The sequence below is a fragment of the Streptomyces nigrescens genome (assembly GCF_027626975.1).
GTDB lineage: Bacteria > Actinomycetota > Actinomycetes > Streptomycetales > Streptomycetaceae > Streptomyces > Streptomyces nigrescens.
Genome location: NZ_CP114203.1, coordinates 4,699,859 through 4,716,853, shown reverse-complemented (window position 1 = coordinate 4,716,853; position 16,995 = coordinate 4,699,859). Strand labels below are relative to the sequence as shown.

13 protein-coding genes and 2 pseudogenes are annotated in these 16,995 nt (G+C 71.8%); 6 read left to right on the top strand and 9 right to left on the bottom strand.

The window, feature by feature from the left end; translation table 11 throughout:
- Positions 1–603: a PadR family transcriptional regulator gene (locus STRNI_RS21060; RefSeq protein WP_051104233.1), complete on the bottom strand. Its 603-nt coding sequence runs from the start codon at positions 601–603 to the stop codon at positions 1–3.
- Between the two features lie 140 nt (positions 604–743).
- On the opposite strand from STRNI_RS21060, the gene STRNI_RS21055 reads away from it, so the two are divergent.
- Entirely contained in the window at positions 744–1,334 is a 591-nt protein-coding gene (locus STRNI_RS21055) for a hypothetical protein (RefSeq protein WP_159487319.1), read from the top strand.
- Positions 1,331–2,680, top strand: a complete 1,350-nt coding sequence (locus tag STRNI_RS21050; RefSeq protein ID WP_277411801.1) for a carotenoid oxygenase family protein — start codon at positions 1,331–1,333, stop codon at positions 2,678–2,680. Before STRNI_RS21055 ends, STRNI_RS21050 begins: the two co-directional genes overlap by 4 nt.
- 982 nt (positions 2,681–3,662) lie before the next feature.
- Here the strand turns inward: STRNI_RS21050 and STRNI_RS21040 are convergent.
- The 4 genes and pseudogenes from STRNI_RS21040 to STRNI_RS21025 all read right to left on the bottom strand — a co-directional run.
- Positions 3,663–4,413, bottom strand: a pseudogene (locus STRNI_RS21040) (MerR family transcriptional regulator); the annotation flags it as partial.
- Between the two features lie 27 nt (positions 4,414–4,440).
- Positions 4,441–4,587: pseudogene (locus STRNI_RS21035) on the bottom strand (metal-dependent hydrolase); the annotation flags it as partial.
- 525 nt (positions 4,588–5,112) lie between these two features.
- The gene (locus tag STRNI_RS21030; RefSeq protein ID WP_277411800.1) at positions 5,113–6,888 is read right to left on the bottom strand and encodes an SDR family oxidoreductase; all 1,776 of its coding nucleotides are present in this window, start codon (positions 6,886–6,888) and stop codon (positions 5,113–5,115) included.
- 185 nt (positions 6,889–7,073) lie between these two features.
- Positions 7,074–7,940, bottom strand: coding sequence for a M24 family metallopeptidase (locus STRNI_RS21025; RefSeq protein ID WP_274737121.1), 867 nt, complete (start codon positions 7,938–7,940; stop codon positions 7,074–7,076).
- A gap of 239 nt (positions 7,941–8,179) precedes the next feature.
- Between STRNI_RS21025 and STRNI_RS21020 the strand changes: the two genes are divergently transcribed.
- The 4 genes from STRNI_RS21020 to STRNI_RS21005 all read left to right on the top strand — a co-directional run bounded on the left by STRNI_RS21020 (position 8,180) and on the right by STRNI_RS21005 (position 11,986).
- Positions 8,180–9,235: an ABC transporter ATP-binding protein gene (locus tag STRNI_RS21020; protein WP_127152096.1), complete on the top strand. Its 1,056-nt coding sequence runs from the start codon at positions 8,180–8,182 to the stop codon at positions 9,233–9,235.
- A gap of 4 nt (positions 9,236–9,239) precedes the next feature.
- Positions 9,240–10,151, top strand: a complete 912-nt coding sequence (locus STRNI_RS21015) for an ABC transporter permease subunit (RefSeq protein ID WP_148591975.1) — start codon at positions 9,240–9,242, stop codon at positions 10,149–10,151.
- A gap of 124 nt (positions 10,152–10,275) precedes the next feature.
- Positions 10,276–11,187 carry an ABC transporter ATP-binding protein gene (locus STRNI_RS21010; RefSeq protein ID WP_093641508.1) on the top strand — a complete coding sequence of 304 codons (912 nt, stop codon included), beginning with the start codon at positions 10,276–10,278 and terminating at the stop codon, positions 11,185–11,187.
- A gap of 79 nt (positions 11,188–11,266) precedes the next feature.
- Positions 11,267–11,986: an ABC transporter permease subunit gene (locus tag STRNI_RS21005; protein ID WP_026170072.1), complete on the top strand. Its 720-nt coding sequence runs from the start codon at positions 11,267–11,269 to the stop codon at positions 11,984–11,986.
- A gap of 53 nt (positions 11,987–12,039) precedes the next feature.
- Here the strand turns inward: STRNI_RS21005 and mltG are convergent, their stop codons facing one another.
- The 4 genes from mltG to lysA all read right to left on the bottom strand — a co-directional run bounded on the left by mltG (position 12,040) and on the right by lysA (position 16,985).
- On the bottom strand, positions 12,040–12,852 hold the full coding sequence (gene mltG / locus STRNI_RS21000) for an endolytic transglycosylase MltG (protein WP_277411799.1): 813 nt from the start codon (positions 12,850–12,852) through the stop codon (positions 12,040–12,042).
- Positions 12,853–13,269: 417 nt separating this feature from the next.
- Entirely contained in the window at positions 13,270–14,541 is a 1,272-nt protein-coding gene (locus tag STRNI_RS20995) for a CynX/NimT family MFS transporter (protein WP_277411798.1), read from the bottom strand.
- Between the two features lie 81 nt (positions 14,542–14,622).
- Positions 14,623–15,333 (bottom strand): FadR/GntR family transcriptional regulator, encoded by a 711-nt coding sequence (locus STRNI_RS20990; RefSeq protein WP_159487308.1) that lies wholly within the window; start codon positions 15,331–15,333, stop codon positions 14,623–14,625.
- A 212-nt stretch (positions 15,334–15,545) separates the two neighbouring features.
- Complete coding sequence (lysA, locus tag STRNI_RS20985) at positions 15,546–16,985, bottom strand: diaminopimelate decarboxylase (protein ID WP_277411797.1); 1,440 nt, start codon at positions 16,983–16,985, stop codon at positions 15,546–15,548.
- Positions 16,986–16,995 lie beyond the last annotated feature (10 nt).

Sequence of the window (16,995 nt, the reverse complement as noted above, 5' to 3'; positions counted from 1 at the left end):
TCACTCCCCTTCGCCCGCGCTGCCTTCCGCGTGCGGCCCCTGCCCCTTGTGCTGCCCCCGCGCGAGCTCGCTCGCCTTCCGCGCCTTGGCGCTGGTCACCTCGTCGGCTGCCCAACGGGCCCATTCCTCCTGCATCGCCGAGATACGCAGGCCGTACTCCAGCGCGATCCGCCCATAGACCGAAATCATTTCCTCGTCCCACTCGGCGGTCTCGTCGAGGTGCTCCAGCTCGGCGCGGGCACGCGCGGCGCGCTCGGCCTGATGCAGGAGATAGGTCTGTGCCTCAAGTGGCGTGACGATGCCGAGGAAGAAGACGCGCAGGAGGCCGTCATGGCGCTGGGGGCCGCTGGGCTCGATATCGGTCAGCCAGTGGCGCAGCTCCGTCAGGCCGTCCTCGGTGATCGCGTATTCCTTGCGGCCGCGCGGGCCGTGCGCGGCGACCTCGACCAGGCCGGCGGTCGTGAGTTTGCCGAGCTCGCCGTAGACCTGGCTCTGCGTGGCCGGCCAGACGCTGGCGAGCGAGGCATTGAACAGCTTCATCAGGTCGTAGCCGCTCGCGGGGGATTCGGCCAGCAGGCCCAGTACGGCATGTCGCAGGCTCATGACCCGCACTTTACCTTCCACTGTTGACATGTCAAAGGTGCAGCTTCTATGTTCGACATGTCGAGGTTGGAATGTCGCCGCGGGCGTACGCGCCTCACCCAGGCGGTGAGGCGTGCGACCGCGAGCGAAAAGGGGGAATCATGAACTATCTACGGGGCTTCATCCCGTGGCTGGTCTTTGCGGGGGTGTCCCCGGCCGGCTGGCAGTGGGGTGCGCTCGCCGGTCTGGCGGCGGCCGTCGCGCTGCTCATCGCCGACCGCGCCGCGGGGCTCGCGCTCGACCTGCGCCTGCTGGAGTACGGCACGATCGTGTTCTTCGCGGTCCTCACCGCGCTGGCCTTCGCCCGCCCCGAGAGCGGTCTCAAGATGTACGGCAGCGCCTTGTCGATGGGGTGGCTGGCGCTCATCGCCTGGGTGTCGATCGCCGTGCGACGGCCCTTCACGAGCGGGATCGCCCGACGGATGGCACCGCCGGAGGTCTGGCACACCCCGCTGTTCCAGCGCATCAATGTCGTGCTGACGGCCGCGTGGGCGCTGTCCTTCACGCTAACCGCGCTCGCCCAGGCAGCCGCCTCCGCCTACGGGTGGAACGTGGCCTTCTCGATCCTCATTCAGCTCGCCGGATTCGTCCTTCCCGCCCGCTTCACCGCCGCCTATCCGGAGCGGGCCCGTGCCCGCTTCATGGGGACTTCCGGCGCGCGGGCCGACATCCAAGGAGGCCTGACCTCATGACCCCCACCTCTCCGACCACCGCATCCGCATCCCACGCCCCCGCACCGCACATGGCCGGCAACTTCGCCCCGGTGGCGGACGAGCTGACCGCCTACGACCTGCCGGTGACGGGCGCCATCCCGCCCGAACTCAGCGGCTGGTTCCTGCGCAACGGCCCCAACCCGCGGGACGCCGCCACTCCGCACTGGTTCTTCGGCGACGGTATGGTCCACGGCATGCGTCTGGAGGGCGGCCGGGCCGTCTCCTACCGCAACCGCTGGGTCCGCACCACCACCTTCACCGAGGGCGCGCGTCCGGTGGACGCGCAGGGCCGCCGCAATCTGACGGCAGGCGTGGCCAACACCCATATCGTCCGGCACGCCGGGCGCACCCTCGCCCTGGTCGAGTCGTCGTTCCCCTATGAGATCGACTGCCGCCCCGGCCATGAGCTGGAGACGGTCGGCGCCCATGACTTCGGCGGCCGGCTCACCACCGCCATGACCGCCCACCCCAAGACCTGTCCCACCACCGGCGAGCTGCATTTCTTCGGATACGGAGGTCCCACTCCGCCCTATCTGACCTACCACCGTGCCGACGCCGCGGGGGAGTTGGTGATCAGCCGCCCCATCGATGTTCCGGGGCACACGATGATGCATGACTTCCATCTGACCGCTGGCCATGTCATCTTCATGGACCTCCCGGTCGTCTTCGACCGCAGCCGCCCGGGTATGCCGTACCACTGGAATCCGGAGTACGGCGCCCGGCTCGGCGTGCTGCGCCGCGATGATCCCTATGGCGAGGTCCGCTGGCTGCCCATCGACCCCTGCTATGTCTTCCACGCCCTGAACGCCCACGACGAGGGCGACCAGCGGATCGTTCTCCATGTCGCCCGCTACGCCGATTACGGCGGCCAGGCCCCGGCCCACCTCTGGCGCTGGACGATCGATCTGGCGACGTGCACGGTCGCCGAGGAGCAACTCGACGACCAGTTCTGCGAGTTCCCCAGGGTGGATGACCGCCTTGCCGGGCAGCACGCCCGCTTCGGCCATGCCACCATCGGCGAGCTTCCGGGCACCGGCCCGATACCCGGCGCCCTGATCCGTTACGACCTGCAGACCGGCGAGGCCGTCCGGCACGACTTCGGTCCCGGGCGCACCCCGGGCGAGGCGGTCTTCGCCCCGGCGGACGACCGTCCGGGAGGTCCCGGCTGGCTGCTCACCTATGTCTACGACGCCTCCACCGACACCAGCGATCTCGTCGTACTCGACTCGGAGGACATATCCGCCGACCCGGTCGCCACGGTCCATCTCCCGCAGCGTGTGCCGTACGGATTCCACGGCAACTGGCTGCCGGATCCGGCCCGTTGATCCGGTGGAAGGGCGCGGCAGAGGGGCCGCGCACCGCCTGATCCTTGGTAACTGAAGACTGCGTACTGCCCACTGCGTACTGCCTACTGCGCACCGGGTATTGCGCATGAGGCGGGGCGGGCTCTGACGGGGCGGTACGGGGCCGGGGCGGGGCTTGTGCGCTGCGGGCCGGGTCAGTGGTGGTCTTCGCGGGCCTGGGGGCTGCTGTCGGTGGTCCGGTGGTCGGCCTGGTCGGCGGCCCGGTCGGCGGCCTGGTCGTCGGTGGCTCGGTTGTCGGCCCGGTCGTTGGTCCAGCTGTCGGTCTGGCCATCGGCTTGGCCTGTGGGCGGTCTGGCGGCCTGGTCTGCGGCGCGGTCCGTGGACTCGGGGTGGTCGCCGGGGGCTTCGGAGGTGTCGGGGGCGTCGGGGGCGATGGCGGTGTCGGGTGTGTCCTCGGGGGCGCCCGCGTTATCTGCCGACGCAGTGTCGATGCCGATGCCTCCGCCGCTGCTGGTCGCCACCAGGGCGTCCATCGTGCGCGCCTGCACCTCCCGGTGTGCGGCGGCGGCGATGAAGGCGGCCGTGTTCTCCGCGCCGACCAGAGCCCGCACGGCCTGCACGGCCTCGGCGGGGAGCAGCACGGTCTCCGGGACGGCCGCCGGGGCGGACGGCGGGGCGGCCGCGGTACGGGGGGCCGCGACTGGCCCGGGGGCGGACGGCGGGGCGGCCGCGGTATGGGAGTCCGCGACGGGTCCAGGGGCGGACGGCGGGACGGGCGGCAGTCCGGGGGCTGCCCGCGGCGCGGGGACGCTGCCGGCCCCGGGCCCGCGCCCGGCGCCGTCCACCGAGGGCGCGACACCGGCTCCAACGCCCCCCTCAATACCGCCCTTTGCGCAGGCCTCAACACTGTCCTCTGCCGTGGCCCCGGCGTCTGCCCCGGTGCTGGCCTCGGTGTCCGCCGCCCTTCCGCTGGGCCTCCGCGCCTCTGCCGGCAGGGCCTCGCTGAGGTGATGGCGCAGATACTGGGTGGCCAGGGTGCGCATGGCGCGGGCGAGTTCGGCGTCGATGGTCTGCTGGGCCAGGGGGCGCAGCCGGCGTACGAGGGTGGCGGCCTCCGCGGTCTCGGCCTCGGTGGGCGGGTGGTCCAGGAACTGCTGGAAGACATGTTCGGTGGTGAAGTCCAGGAAGCGGGCGGCGATGTGCTCGACCTGGCCGCGCACCTCCCGCAGATGACCGGAGATCGCCGTCAGCGGGACCCCGGCGGAGTGCAGTTCGGCGGCGACGGCGAGTTCCTGCGGGCTGGGGACGAGGTACTCGTCGTCCCGGTCCGGGATGCGTTCCAGGACGCCCAGTTCGACGGCCTCGGCGAGCGCTGTCTCATCGGGGCTGCCGCCGAAGGCGGCGTCGAGGTCCGTGCGGCTGATGCGGGACGCCTCCTCGTCGGTCCACGGCCCGTCGATCTCGGCGACCAGGCCCAGGACCCCGCCGAGGTCACGGCCCGCGTCCCAGGCCTCGAGGAGTTCCTTGATGCTGGCGAGGGTGTAGCCGCGGTCGAGCAGGTCGGCGATCTGGCGCAGCCGGGCCAGATGGGCGGCGCCGTAGACATTGGCCCGGCCGCGGCGTTCCGGGCGGGGAAGGAGTCCACGGTCCTGATAGGCGCGGATCGTGCGGACCGTGGCGCCGCTGAGGTGAGCCAGGTCCTCGATGCGGTACTCGGCCGTGCGGTACTCGGCCCTCGGCGGCTGCTCGGTCACTGTGGTGCTCCTTACGAGATGGCCGCGCTATGAGACCGCCGCGTGGCCCGCCGCACCCGCCGCGGCCCGTGCGGCCGGGGAGGATGCCGGGCAGGCGACGGCCGTGCGCAACGACCCTTCCTGCGAGGGATGGTACGACCGCCCTCGGTAGCGAGGGTCCGCCGCACCCAGCTGCCCCCCCCGAGCGCTCCGGGCTCAGGTGGAGGCCAGGCCCCCGGTGGTAGCCGACTCCCGGGTGCTCCTAGGCCGGGGGCGGCCACCCTGGGGTAGCTGAGCCTTTGGGGTGGTCGACTCCCGGGTGTTCCTAGGTCGGGGGCGGCCAACTCGGGGTGGTTGAGCCTTTGGGGTGGTCGAGTCCGGGACGGTCCGGGCTCGGGTGGTGGCCGGGCCCCTGGGCGGCCCGGCCCGGGGTGTGGCCGGGCCCTGGCCCGAGCCCGAGCCCGAGCCCCGGGAGCCCTGGCCCGGAAACCCACTCCCCGCGCGGCCGCACCCCGGAGGTCCCAACCCCGCTGTACCCCGGGCCCCTTCGCCCATCCCGGGAGGTCCCAACCCCGCCGTACCCCGCGCCCCTTCGTCCACCCCGAGGCACCCCATGAGGCGGCGGATGCTCGGGGCGGCGAAGGCCAAGGGGGAACCGTCCAGACCGCCCGGACGGGCTCCTGCGCGAGTCGGCGCATCGGCCCGCGCCCCGCGCTCCCCCTACAGGCGCGGTTCGAAGCGGGCGAGGGCGCGTAGGACGCGGGGGGCGAAGCGGGAGAGGAGATGGGCGCCGTGTGCTTCGGGGGTGACCGGTACCACCGCCTGGTTGCGGACCACGGCCCGCAGGATGGCGTCGGCGACCTTCTCCGGCGGGTAGTTGCGCAGCCCGTACATCCGCGCGGCCTTGGTCTGGCGACGCTTCTCCTCGTCGGCCGAGACGCCGGCGAAGCGTGCGGTGGAGGTGATGCCGGTGTTGATGATCCCGGGGCAGATGGCGGAGACGCCGATGCCCTGCCCCGCCAGCTCGGCGCGCAGACACTCGCTGAGCATCAGGACGGCCGCCTTGGAGGTGCTGTACGCGGGCAGTGTCTTCGACGGCAGGAAGGCCGCCGCCGAGGCGGTGTTGACGATATGGCCGCCCTGTCCGCGCTCCGCCATCCGCTTGCCGAAGATCCGGCAGCCGTGGATGACGCCCCACAGATTGACGTCCAGGACCTTCTTCCAGTCCTCGGTGCCGGTCTGGAGAAAGGAGCCGGACAGGCCGATCCCGGCGTTGTTCACCAGCACGTCGACGGTGCCGTACTCCGTATGGACCTTGTCGGCGAGCTTCTCCATCGCCGTCTCGTCCGAGACATCGACGACCTCCGCCCAGGCCTGTGGCGCACCGATCAGCCGGGACATATCGGCGGTCCGTGCCGCGCCCTCGGCGTCCCGGTCGACGGCGATGATCCGGGCGCCGGCCTCCGCGAAGGCGAACGCGGTTGCCCGGCCGATGCCGCCGGCCGCGCCGGTCACCAGCACCAGCTGCCCGCCGAACCGGTCGGCGTAGGTGCCGGACGCCACGACCTGTCGCGCCGGATCCCCCTCCTCCTTGGCGGTGATGAACTCGCCGATCCAGGAGACGAGCTGGTCGGGGCGGGTGCGTGGCACCCAGTGCTTGGCCGGGAGGGTGCGGCGTACCAGCTGGGGCGCCCACTGCTCCAGGTCGTCGTACAGCCGCGGCGAGAGAAAGGCGTCGCCGGTGGGGGTGATGAGCTGGACCGGGCAGTGCGCATAGGCGTCGGCGCGCGGGCGGCGGAGCCGGGGGAGCACATTGTCGCGGTAGAGCCAGGCGCCATGGGCCGCGTCGGTCGGCAGCGAAGCGGTCGGGTAGTCACCGCCCGGCACCTTCTCCACCCGCTGCAGGATCTTCGGCCAGCGCTTGCCGAGCGGTCCCTTCCACGCCAGCTCGGGCAGCACGGGGGTGTGCAGCATGTAGACGTACCAGGACTTGGCGCTCTGGTTGAGGAGCTGGGCGGCGCGCCGGGGGGTGGGGCGCACCGTCCGCTTCTTGATCCAGTGGCCGAAGTGGTCCAGGGACGGGCCCGACATGGAGGTGAAGGAGGCGAGCCGGCCCTCCGTGCGCCGCACCGTGGCGAACTCCCAGCCCTGTACGGAGCCCCAGTCATGGCCGACAAGATGGACCGGGCGGTCGGGGCTGACGGCGTCGGCGACGGCCAGGAAGTCGTCCGTCAGCTTCTCCAGGGTGAAGCCGCCCCGCAGTGGCTGTGGGGCGGTGGACCGGCCGCAGCCCCGGACGTCGTAGAGCACCACATGGAACCGGCCGGCCAGACCGCGGGCGACCTCGGACCAGACCTCCTTGCTGTCCGGATAGCCGTGCACCAGCAGCACCGTGGGCTGCGCCGGGTCGCCCAGCTCGGCGACGCACAGCTCGATGCCACCGGTCCGCACCCAGCGCTCCCGCGCCCCGGCGAGCCCCGCCCCGACGCCGGACACGGCCCCGGCCCCGGCCTCAGCCCCGCCTCCGCCCCCGACGCCCGAATCGGCTCCGGCCCCGGCCCCAGCCCCGGGCCCGGGCCGCTGCCCCCGCCCCGAGCCCCATCCGCTGCCACTTCCCCTTCCCCGTCCCCTTCCGCGTCCGCTCCCCGTTCCCCGTCCGCTTCCCGGTCCACGTCCCGTGTTCATGCGGCCTTCTCCTCCTGCCAGCGCCGCACATGCGGCAGATCGTCGTCCAGCCAAAAGGCGCTTTCCTGTGGGTCCTTGGAGTCCGTGACGACCAGGATCTCCTCGAACTTCGCGCCCGTTCCCCGGAATCCGAGGTGGGGTTCGACCGCCCACAGTCCTGGCTGCGGCGGGTGGTCGGAGAAGCTGTACGGGCTCCACAGCGGGGACCAGCCGTCACGGTGCCCGTGCAGTGCGTCCGAGGCCAGACCTCTGAGGGACCGGGTGCCGAACCCGAAGAGAGTGGGGGACCAGCGGCGCTGCCGGACCCGGTCGACCTTGTGCGCGATGACGCCGAAGGGGTAGGCGCGGTGGCGGTTGGCATAGCCCTGCCGCACCATCAGCCGGTCGACGTCCTCGTAGATCTCTCGCAGCGGGCGCCGTTCGCGTACTTCGCGCAGGATCAGCTCCCGGTGCGCTTCGAGGTCGGCGAGCAGCCGGTCGTGCACGGGGTTGAGACCCAGGCAGCCGGAGTAGCCGATGTCGGCGGTGTAGCCGTTGTGGATGGGGGCCATGTCGAGGATGAAGGCCATCCCCGGCTCCAGCTCACGATGGGTGGGGAAGAACTGCAGCGGCACGCGGAAATTGGCGAAGGCGGTGCGGTCGCCGAACCAGGCGAACGGCAGGTGGAACCAGTCCCGCACCCCGCGCTCGCGCAGCCACTCGCGCTGCATCCGAGCCGCAGCGCGTTCGGTCACCCCGGGCTTGAGCTGGGCGGCCACCGCTTCCGCGCAGGCGTAGGCGAGGCGTTGGACCTCTCTGAACCCCCTTAGCCCGGCGGTGAGTTCTCCGGCTCCTGGTGAGGTCGCTGAGGTGACTGAAGCCATCGCCAACCGTCCGTCCGTGAGCAGTTCATTGCAGTACGTGCCCGTAACTTGACACTGATGAATGTGACAATGACCGGCGGCTGCGTCAAGAGGTCCGTAATTCTGCACGAGAGATCCGCATCCATGCACTGGCATCGCACCGGCACCCCTTACGCCGGGGCAGCTCACAGCAGGAGACCCCTACGGGCACGTAATACCGGAGGGGGAGGGACATCCCATCGTTTGGGTTGACGACCGGTGTGGCGGGCACCACTACCGTCGATGACGTGACTGTGATCGTGACCGAAAGCCTGAGCAAGCGGTTCCCGCGGGTGACCGCCTTGGACCGGCTCTCCGTTGACATCGCCCCCGGCGTAACGGGCCTGGTGGGTGCCAATGGTGCCGGAAAGTCCACCCTGATCAAGATCCTTCTCGGGCTGGCCCCGGCGACCGAAGGGACCGCGCATGTCCTCGGCCTGGACGTGACCAAGGACGGCGGCACCATCCGTGAGCGGGTCGGCTACATGCCCGAGCACGACTGCCTGCCGCCGGACGTCTCCGCCACCGAATTCGTGGTGCACATGGCCCGGATGTCCGGGCTGCCGCCGACCGCCGCCCGTGAGCGCACCGCGGACACCCTGCGCCATGTCGGCCTCTACGAGGAGCGCTACCGCCCCATCGGCGGCTACTCGACGGGTATGAAGCAGCGGGTGAAGCTGGCCCAGGCGCTGGTCCACGATCCGCAGCTGGTGTTCCTCGACGAGCCCACCAACGGCCTCGACCCGGCCGGGCGGGACGAGATGCTCGGCCTGATCCGGCGGGTCCACACCGATTTCGGGATCTCCGTCCTGGTGACCTCCCACCTCCTCGGTGAGCTGGAGCGCACCTGTGACCATGTCGTCGTCATCGACGGCGGCAAACTGCTGCGGTCCTCCTCGACCGATGAGTTCACGCAGGTCACGGCCTCGCTGGCGGTCGAGGTCACGGACACCGACGCCCATCCGGACGGCACCGAGGCACTGCGTGCGGCGCTGGCCGCGGCCGGGGCCGCGGTGACCACCCGCGCGGCCGGTTCCGAGGGCCTCGCCGCCTCCGGTCACCTGCTGTATGTCGAGGCGGCCGGCGAGGAGACGTACGACCTGGTGCGGGACACCGTCGCCGGACTCGGGCTCGGCCTGGTCCGGATGGAACAGCGCCGCCATCAGATCGCCGAGGTCTTCCGCGACGCGGATGCGGCGCAGGCCGCCCCCGCCACCGCAGGCGCCCCGAGCGCCCCGTATGCCACCCAGGACGGAGGCGCCCACGATGTCGCCTGAGCCCATGACGTCCGCGCATCCGACGTCCCCCGACGCCGCGCCGGGCGGCGCCTATATCCACAACATCGGCTACCGCCACTACGACGGCCCCCGCCTGGGCCGCGCCTACGCCCGCCGGTCGCTCTTCTCGCAGAGCCTGCGCGGCGCCTTCGGTCTGGGCCGTTCGGCCAAGAGCAAGGTGCTGCCGATGCTGCTCTTCGCAGTGATGTGCCTGCCCGCCGCGATCATGGTCGCGGTGACGGTGGTCACCAAGGCCGGCGCCCTCCCGGTCGGCTACTCCCGCTACGCCGTCTACCTCCAGGTCGTCATCGGCCTGTTTCTGGCCGCCCAGGCCCCGCAGTCGGTCTCCCGCGATCTGCGGTTCAAGTCCGTACCGCTGTATTTCTCCCGGCCCATCGAGCGGGTCGACTACGTGGCCTCGAAGTTCGCGGCCATGGCGGCTGCCCTGTTCATCCTCACCGGCGTACCGCTGCTGATCCTCTACATCGGGGCGCTGCTGGCGAAGCTGGACTTCCTCGACCAGACCAAGGGCCTGGGGCAGGGAGTGGTCGCCGTGGTGCTGCTCTCGCTGCTGTTCGCCGGGGTAGGGCTGGTCGTCTCCGCGGTCACCCCGCGCCGCGGCTTCGGTGTCGCCGCCGTGATCGCCGTCCTCACCATTCCGTACGGCGCGGTGAGCGCGGTCCAGGGCATCGCCTTCATCCAGGGCAATGAGTCCGCCGTCGGCTGGCTGGGGCTGTTCTCCCCCATCACGCTGATCGACGGGGTGCAGTCGACGTTCCTCGGCGGCAGCAGCTCCTTCCCCAACGGCCTGGCTCCGACCACCGGCGCCGGATTCGTCTACCTCCTCGTGACGCTGGCCGTCATCGTCGGCTGCTACGGCCTCCTGATGCGCCGCTACCGAAAGGCCGGCCTGTGACCGCCCACCCGTCGCCCGTGACGGCCTGCCCGTCGCCCGCCACCGCCCTTCCCAGGGATGGGCTGCGCCCATGCGCCTTCTCCCCGTCGCCCGCCACCACCCTCCGAAGGACTGGGCCGCGCCCATGACGACTCTCCACATCGACCATGTCTCACGCTGGTTCGGCAATGTCGTTGCCGTCAACGACATCACGATGACCATCGGCCCCGGTGTGACCGGCCTGCTGGGCCCCAACGGCGCCGGCAAGTCCACGCTCATCAACATGATGGGCGGCTTCCTCGCGCCCTCCAACGGCTCCGTCACCCTCGACGGGACGACGATCTGGCGCAACGCCGGCATCTACCGCCACATCGGCATCGTCCCGGAGCGCGAGGCGATGTACGACTTCCTCACGGGGCGCGAATTCGTGCTCGCCAACGCCGAGTTGCACGGCCTCGGCCGGGCGGAGGCGGCGAGGGCGCTGGCCACCGTCGAGATGGAGTACGCCCAGGACCGCAAGATCTCGACGTACAGCAAGGGCATGCGGCAGCGCGTGAAGATGGCTTCCGCGCTGGTCCACGACCCGTCGGTGCTGCTGCTGGACGAGCCGTTCAACGGGATGGACCCGCGCCAGCGGATGCAGCTGATGGAGCTGCTGCGGCGGATGGGCGCCGAGGGCCGTACGGTCCTGTTCTCCTCGCACATCCTCGAAGAGGTCGAGCAACTCGCCGCGCACATCGAGGTGGTGGTGGCGGGACGGCATGCCGCGTCCGGTGACTTCCGCAAGATCCGCCGGCTGATGACGGACCGCCCGCACCGCTATCTCGTCCGGTCCGACAACGACCGGGCGCTGGCCGGGGCGCTGATCGCCGACCCCTCGACGGCCGGTATCGAGGTGGACCTCGCCGAAGGCGCGCTGCGCATCCAGGCGGTCGACTTCGGCCGCTTCACCGAACTCCTGCCGCGGGTCGCCCGCGACCACGGCATCCGCCTCCTGACGGTCTCGCCCTCCGACGAGTCGCTGGAATCCGTCTTCTCCTACCTCGTAGCGGCCTGAGGCCTGAAAGGAGCCCTGACGCATGTCCACGACCACTCCGACGGCCCGGACCGCGCCCCCCGGCGCCCCCAAGTTCACGCTGTTCCACCCGACCGTCGCCCGGCTCACCTACCGCGCCCTGCTCGGCCGGCGGCGGGCCCTGATCCTCTTCGCGCTGCCCGCCCTGCTGGTGGTGCTCGCCGTGGCCGTCCGCGTGCTGGCCGGTGCCGACGATGCCACCGCCGGCGGCATCCTGGGCGGCTTCGCGCTGGGCACGATGGTGCCGCTGATCGGCGTCATCGCCGGTACGGGCGCGATCGGCCCGGAGATCGACGACGGCTCGGTGGTCTACCTCCTGGCCAAGCCGGTGTCCCGGCCGTCGATCATCTTCACCAAACTCCTGGTCGCGATAGGCGTCACCGTCGCCTTCTCCGCCCTCCCGGTCCTGCTCGCCGGCTTCCTCCTCAACGGCAACAGCCAGCAGATGGCCGTGGGATACGCGGTCGCCGCGGCCGTCGCTTCGGTCGCCTACAGCGCCCTCTTCCTGCTCTTCGGCACGATCACCCGGCACGCCGTCGTCTTCGGCCTGGTCTACGCCCTGATCTGGGAGGCGTTCGTCGGGACGCTCATCTCGGGCGCGAAGACCCTCAGCATCCAGCAGTGGGCGCTGGCGGTCGGCCAGAAGGTGGCCGCGGAGGGTGCGCTCACCTCCGAGGTTCAACTGCCGCTCGCCGTCTGCCTGTTGGTGGGTCTCACGGGTGCCGCCACCTGGTACGCCGCCCGTCGTCTGAAGGCGCTGACCCTGTCGGGCGAGGAGTAAGAACGCGGGCGAGGAGTGAGGGCGGCGGGGCGGCGGACGGCCGCCAGGCCGCCCTAAGCCCCGCTCCCGGCGCTGCGGTGGCGTGCGTTGAACTCCCGCACGTTGCGCAGATGCTCCTGGTAGTCGGCGGTGAAGCGGGTGTCGCCCGGTTTGACGGTGACGAAGTAGAGCCAGTCGCCGGCGGGCGGCGCCCCGGCCGCCTTCAGCGCGTCCGCACCGGGATTGTCGATCGGCGTCGGCGGCAGTCCCGGGTACCGGTAGGTGTTGTACGGGCTCTTGGTCCTGGTGTCGGCGTGGCTGGTGTGGAGCGTGCTGCGGCCCAGCGCGTAGTTGATCGTCGAGTCCATCTGCAGCGGCATCCGGTGCGCGAGCCGGTTGTCGATGACCCGGGCGACCTTGCCCATATCGGCCGGCCGGTCCGCCTCGGCCTGCACGATGCTGGCGATGAGGACCGTCCGGTAGGAGGCGATCTTGTCGGCGGCGAGGCGCTGCTTGGCGGTTTTGACCATGTAGGAGAGCAGCGACGCCGGGGTGGTGTCCGAGCTGATCGGATAGGTCGCCGGGAAGAGATAGCCCTCCGGGTTGCCCTTCGCCTCGGCAGGCAGCGGGAGGTGCGCGCGCTTGGCGGCCTTCGCGGTGGACCCGGCGGGCAGGTGCAGGGCCTTGTCGGCGGCGGCGTAGATCTGGGTGGCCCGCTGTCCCTCCGGGACGGTCAGTGTCTGCTCGGGCTGCGGTCCGCGCAGCAGTCGCGGCAGCAGCAGGACGGCAAGGACGACCAGGACCAACAGCACGGCCACAAGAACGAGCCGGCCGGTGCGGGAGGGCCGCGGACCAGACCGGCGAACGGTGGGCGAAGCATCGCTCATGGGCAGCACGGTAGGCGAGGGCGCGGGCAGGTGGGGTGGCCGACCCCGGATCGTTGCCGACCGCGAAGATCCTTCACCACCTCGCCATGCCCCCGCCACCTGCGACGTTGCCGCTCGGCGGGCTTCGCTGGGCCCCGGTGGGCCCCGGTGGGCCCCGGTGGACCCCGGTGGACCCCGGTGGACCCCGGCGGATCGCTGGACCGCCGCCCGCCGGACCTGCCGGACCCCGCGACCCGCCGGACCTGCCGGTCAGCCGACCACCCGCCGGTACGTCGACCACCCGCCGGTCAGCCGACCACCCACCACTCGGCCGCCCCGCCCTCAGCTGATCCGCCCGTCAGCCGCCCTGCCCGTCGGCCGATCCGCCGGTGAGCCGATCCGACCGTCGGCCGCCCTGCTCGTCAGCCGCCCCGCCCGTCAGCCGATCCGCCGGTCCCGCCCCGCGCCCATGCCCAGCAGGGCCAGGCCGGCGCAGACGGTGAGCAGCAGTACGAGGGGGACGGTCCAGCCGCCGGTGGCCTGGTGGACGGCGCCGAGGACCAGGGGGCCGGCCGCGGCCAGGAGGTAGCCGCCGGTCTGCGCCATGCCGGAGAGGCGGGCGGCGGTGTGGGCGTCGCCCGAGCGCAGGACCATCATCGTCAGGGCCAGGCCCAGCGCGCCGCCCTGCCCGATACCGAGGAGCGCGGCCCACAGCCAGGCACCGGCCACCGGAGCCACCAGCAGACCGGTGATGCCGCAGGCCATCAGCCCGGTCACGGCCACCGCCAGCAGCCGCTGCTGCCGCATCCGCCCCGCCAGCATCGGCACCACGAACGAACCGGCCATCTGCACCAGCGTGCTGAAGGCGAAGACCAGGCCCGCCTCGCCCTTGCCCATGCCGTGGTCGGTGAAGATCGTCGGCATCCAGGCGATGGCCACATACGCGATCAGCGACTGTGAGCCCATGAAGAGCGTGACCTGCCAGGCCAGCGGGGAGCGGCTCAGCCGTGGCCCGTCCTCGGTGAGGTGGGCCGGGGTGGCCGCGGCCGCGCCATGGCGAGTGCCGCGGCGGGCCATGAGTGTCTGCGGAATCCAGACGACCGCGGCGACGGCGGCCAGCAGCGCCCAGGAGACCAGCGCGCCCTGCCAGCCGCCGAGCGCATGCTCCATCGGCACCGCGGAGGCGGCGGAGACCGTCGCCCCCAGGATCATCGCGGTCGAGTACAGCGCCGTCATGCCCGCGGCCCGATCCGGGAAGTCCCGCTTGATCAGGCCCGGCATCAGCACATTCAGCAGGGCTATGGAGGACCCCACCACCGCACACCCGGCGAACAGCGCGACCACCGGCGGGGCGATCCGCAGCACGATGCCGCCGCACAGCGCCACCAGCGCCGCACAGAGCGCCGTCTCGGTGCCCCAGCGGCGCGCCAGCTTCGGCGCGGCGATCGAGCCGAGGCCCATGAAGACCAGCGGGATGGTCGTCACCAGGCTGCTGGCGGTCGCGGTCAGCCGGAAGTGCGCCCCGATCTCCCCGAGCAGCGGGGAGACCCCGGCCAGCGCCGCCCGCATATTGAGCGCGGCAAGCACGATCCCGGTCATGACCAGCGCCGGATGGGCTCGCAGCCGGCGGCGGGCCACGGCGACCGGCGGTGTCGCGACCAGGTCTTCTTCGGCGTCGATCAAGGGTGCTTCGGCTCTGGGCCCTGCCATGCGCGCATACCTCGTCAGGAGTGGGGGTCGGGAAGTAAGAGAGCGGGAGTTGCGGGGGGGGAGAGGGGGAGAGAGCGACCCTCAGCGGGTGGCCAGCAGGGCCTCCACGGCCCGTTTCGGCTTGTCCAGCAGTGCGCGGGTGGCCCGCTCCGCCGCTTCCGGGTCGCCCGCTGCGATCGCCTCCATGACCGCACGGTGATCGCCGTGCACGATCCTCGGCATCGCCTGGTCGTCGAGCGCGCTGACCAGCGCCTCCCGCACCGAGCTGCTGAACCAGTCGTAGGTCGCCGTCAGCGCGGTGTTGTGCGCGGCCTCGACGACGGCTTTGTGGAAGGCGATGTCATGATCGGCGTAGAGCTCCAGGCTGCCCGGGTCGGGCAGCCCCTCCGCGTCCGCCAGTTCGGCCTGGGCGTCCAGGGCGGCCCGCATCCGTTCCAGATCGTCGGGCCGGTGGCGCGTCGCGGCCAGCCGGGCGGCCTCCGCCTCCAGCGCGATCCGCAGCTCCAGTACGTCGCGGATTCCGGCCCGCTGGATGCCGCGCATGATGTCGCCCGGGTCCGCGGTGGAGACGACGAAGGTGCCCTCGCCCTGCCGCGAGCGCAGCATCCCGGCGTGAACGAGGACCCGCACCGCCTCGCGCACGGTGTTACGGCCGACCTGGAGCTGCTCGGCGAGCGCATGCTCGGTGGGGATCCGGGACCCCACCTTCCACTCCCCGTCCGTCAGCTGGGACCGCAGGGCGTCGACGACGGTGTCCACCAGGGATTGCCGCCCGGCTGCCTGCAGTGCCATATCCATTCCGTCCGCGTCGATGAATCCGTAGACCGGCGGGGCCACAGGGCCCACAGGGACCAGGGCCCGCCGAAGGCCAGTTGCCCAGTCATCCTACAACTGGTCGATTCATCATACACGGAAACACCGACGGTGAAGGGGGAGGAGGGAGCGAAGGATCCCGTCGCCCCCTCGCCCCGTAACCCCTCACCCGTCCCCTCACCCGCACCCCCTCACAGCCCGATATCCCGCTCCTGGATGTCCGCGAGGGATTCGCGCCGTACGAGAAGGCGGGCATGCCCGTCGGTGACGGCGATGACCGGCGGCCGGCCGACGAGGTTGTAGCCGGAGGCCATCGAGAGGTGGTACGCACCGGCGACGGGCACGGCCAGCAGGTCGCCGGGGCGGATGTCGCCGGGCAGTTGGGCGTCGGCGGCGAGGACATCGCCGGCCTCGCAGTGCCGTCCGACGACGGTGACGGGTTCCGGTGCGGCGGCCGAGGCGCGGCCGACCAGCCGTGGCGCATAGCGCACCCCGTAGAGCGCGGGCCGCGGGTTGTCGCTCATCCCGCCGTCCACCGCCACGAAGGTGTGGGCGCCGGTCCGTTTGACGGACAGCACCCGGTAGAGGACGACCCCGGCCGGGCCCGCGATGGCGCGGCCCGGTTCGATGGCGAGCCGGGGCACCGGCAGACCGGCCGCCGCGCAGCCGCCGGCCAGTTCGGCGCGGATCTTGGTGCCGAGGGAGGCGAGGTCGAGCGCGGGCTCCCCGGGGCGGTAGGCGACGCCATGGCCGCCGCCGAGGTCCAGCTCGGGCAGGGTGATGCCGTGGTGCTCCCGGATCCGGGCCAGCAGGCCGATCAGCCGTCGTACCGCCGAAAGATAGGGCTTGACGGTGGTGATCTGCGAGCCCAAGTGGCAGTGCAGACCGACCAGTTCGAGGCGCGGCTGGCTGAGTACCCGGGCGATGGCGTGCTGTGCGGAGCCGTCGGCGATCGACAGGCCGAACTTCTGGTCGTCGGTCCCGGTACGGATCTTGGCGTGGCCGCCGGCGGCGATCCCCGGCACCACCCGGACCAGTACCTTCTGGCGGCTGCCCGCCGGGACCGCGACGGCCAGCCGGGCGATCTCCGAGGTGCTGTCGATGACGATCCGGCCGACGCCCAGCCGCAGCGCGGTCCGCAGGTCGGCGGGGCTCTTGGCGTTGCCGTGCAGCACGATCCGCTCGGGCGGAAAACCGGTGGTGACGGCCAGCTCCAGCTCGCCGGCGGAGCAGACGTCCAGCCCGAGCCCCTCCTCCTGCACCCAGTGCACCATCGCGCGGCACAGGAAGGCCTTCGCCGCGTAGTAGACCTCGGTGTCGGGGAAGGTCCTTAGGTAGGCGCGGCAGCGGTGGCGCACTTCGTCCTCGTCCAGGACGTAGGCGGGGGTGCCGAAGCGGTCGGCCAGCTCGGTGAGCGGGACACCGCCGACGGCGAGATCGTCCTGGCCGACCGGTGCCGCGGACGCGGGCCAGATGGACCGCGGTTCGCTGCCGGATCGCGGTTCGCCGCCGGATCGCGGTTCGCTGCCGGACGGCGGCCGGGCGGCGGTACGCGGCGGGGGTGCCAGGGCGGTGGCCGGCGGCGGGGCAGCGGCCTCGTGGCCGGCCGGGGGCAGCGTGCGGTGACTCATCGCGATCGCC

Excerpts from the sequence above, each read along its gene's own strand:
- STRNI_RS21060 (WP_051104233.1), bottom strand. The coding sequence starts at position 603 with ATGAGCCTGCGACATGCCGTACTGGGCCTGCTGGCCGAATCCCCCGCG.
- STRNI_RS21055 (WP_159487319.1), top strand. The coding sequence starts at position 744 with ATGAACTATCTACGGGGCTTCATCCCGTGGCTGGTCTTTGCGGGGGTG.
- STRNI_RS21050 (WP_277411801.1), top strand. The coding sequence starts at position 1,331 with ATGACCCCCACCTCTCCGACCACCGCATCCGCATCCCACGCCCCCGCA.
- STRNI_RS21025 (WP_274737121.1), bottom strand. The coding sequence starts at position 7,940 with ATGGCTTCAGTCACCTCAGCGACCTCACCAGGAGCCGGAGAACTCACC.
- STRNI_RS21015 (WP_148591975.1), top strand. The coding sequence starts at position 9,240 with ATGACGTCCGCGCATCCGACGTCCCCCGACGCCGCGCCGGGCGGCGCC.
- STRNI_RS21010 (WP_093641508.1), top strand. The coding sequence starts at position 10,276 with ATGACGACTCTCCACATCGACCATGTCTCACGCTGGTTCGGCAATGTC.
- mltG (WP_277411799.1), bottom strand. The coding sequence starts at position 12,852 with ATGAGCGATGCTTCGCCCACCGTTCGCCGGTCTGGTCCGCGGCCCTCC.
- STRNI_RS20995 (WP_277411798.1), bottom strand. The coding sequence starts at position 14,541 with ATGGCAGGGCCCAGAGCCGAAGCACCCTTGATCGACGCCGAAGAAGAC.
- STRNI_RS20990 (WP_159487308.1), bottom strand. The coding sequence starts at position 15,333 with ATGGCACTGCAGGCAGCCGGGCGGCAATCCCTGGTGGACACCGTCGTC.
- lysA (WP_277411797.1), bottom strand. The coding sequence starts at position 16,985 with ATGAGTCACCGCACGCTGCCCCCGGCCGGCCACGAGGCCGCTGCCCCG.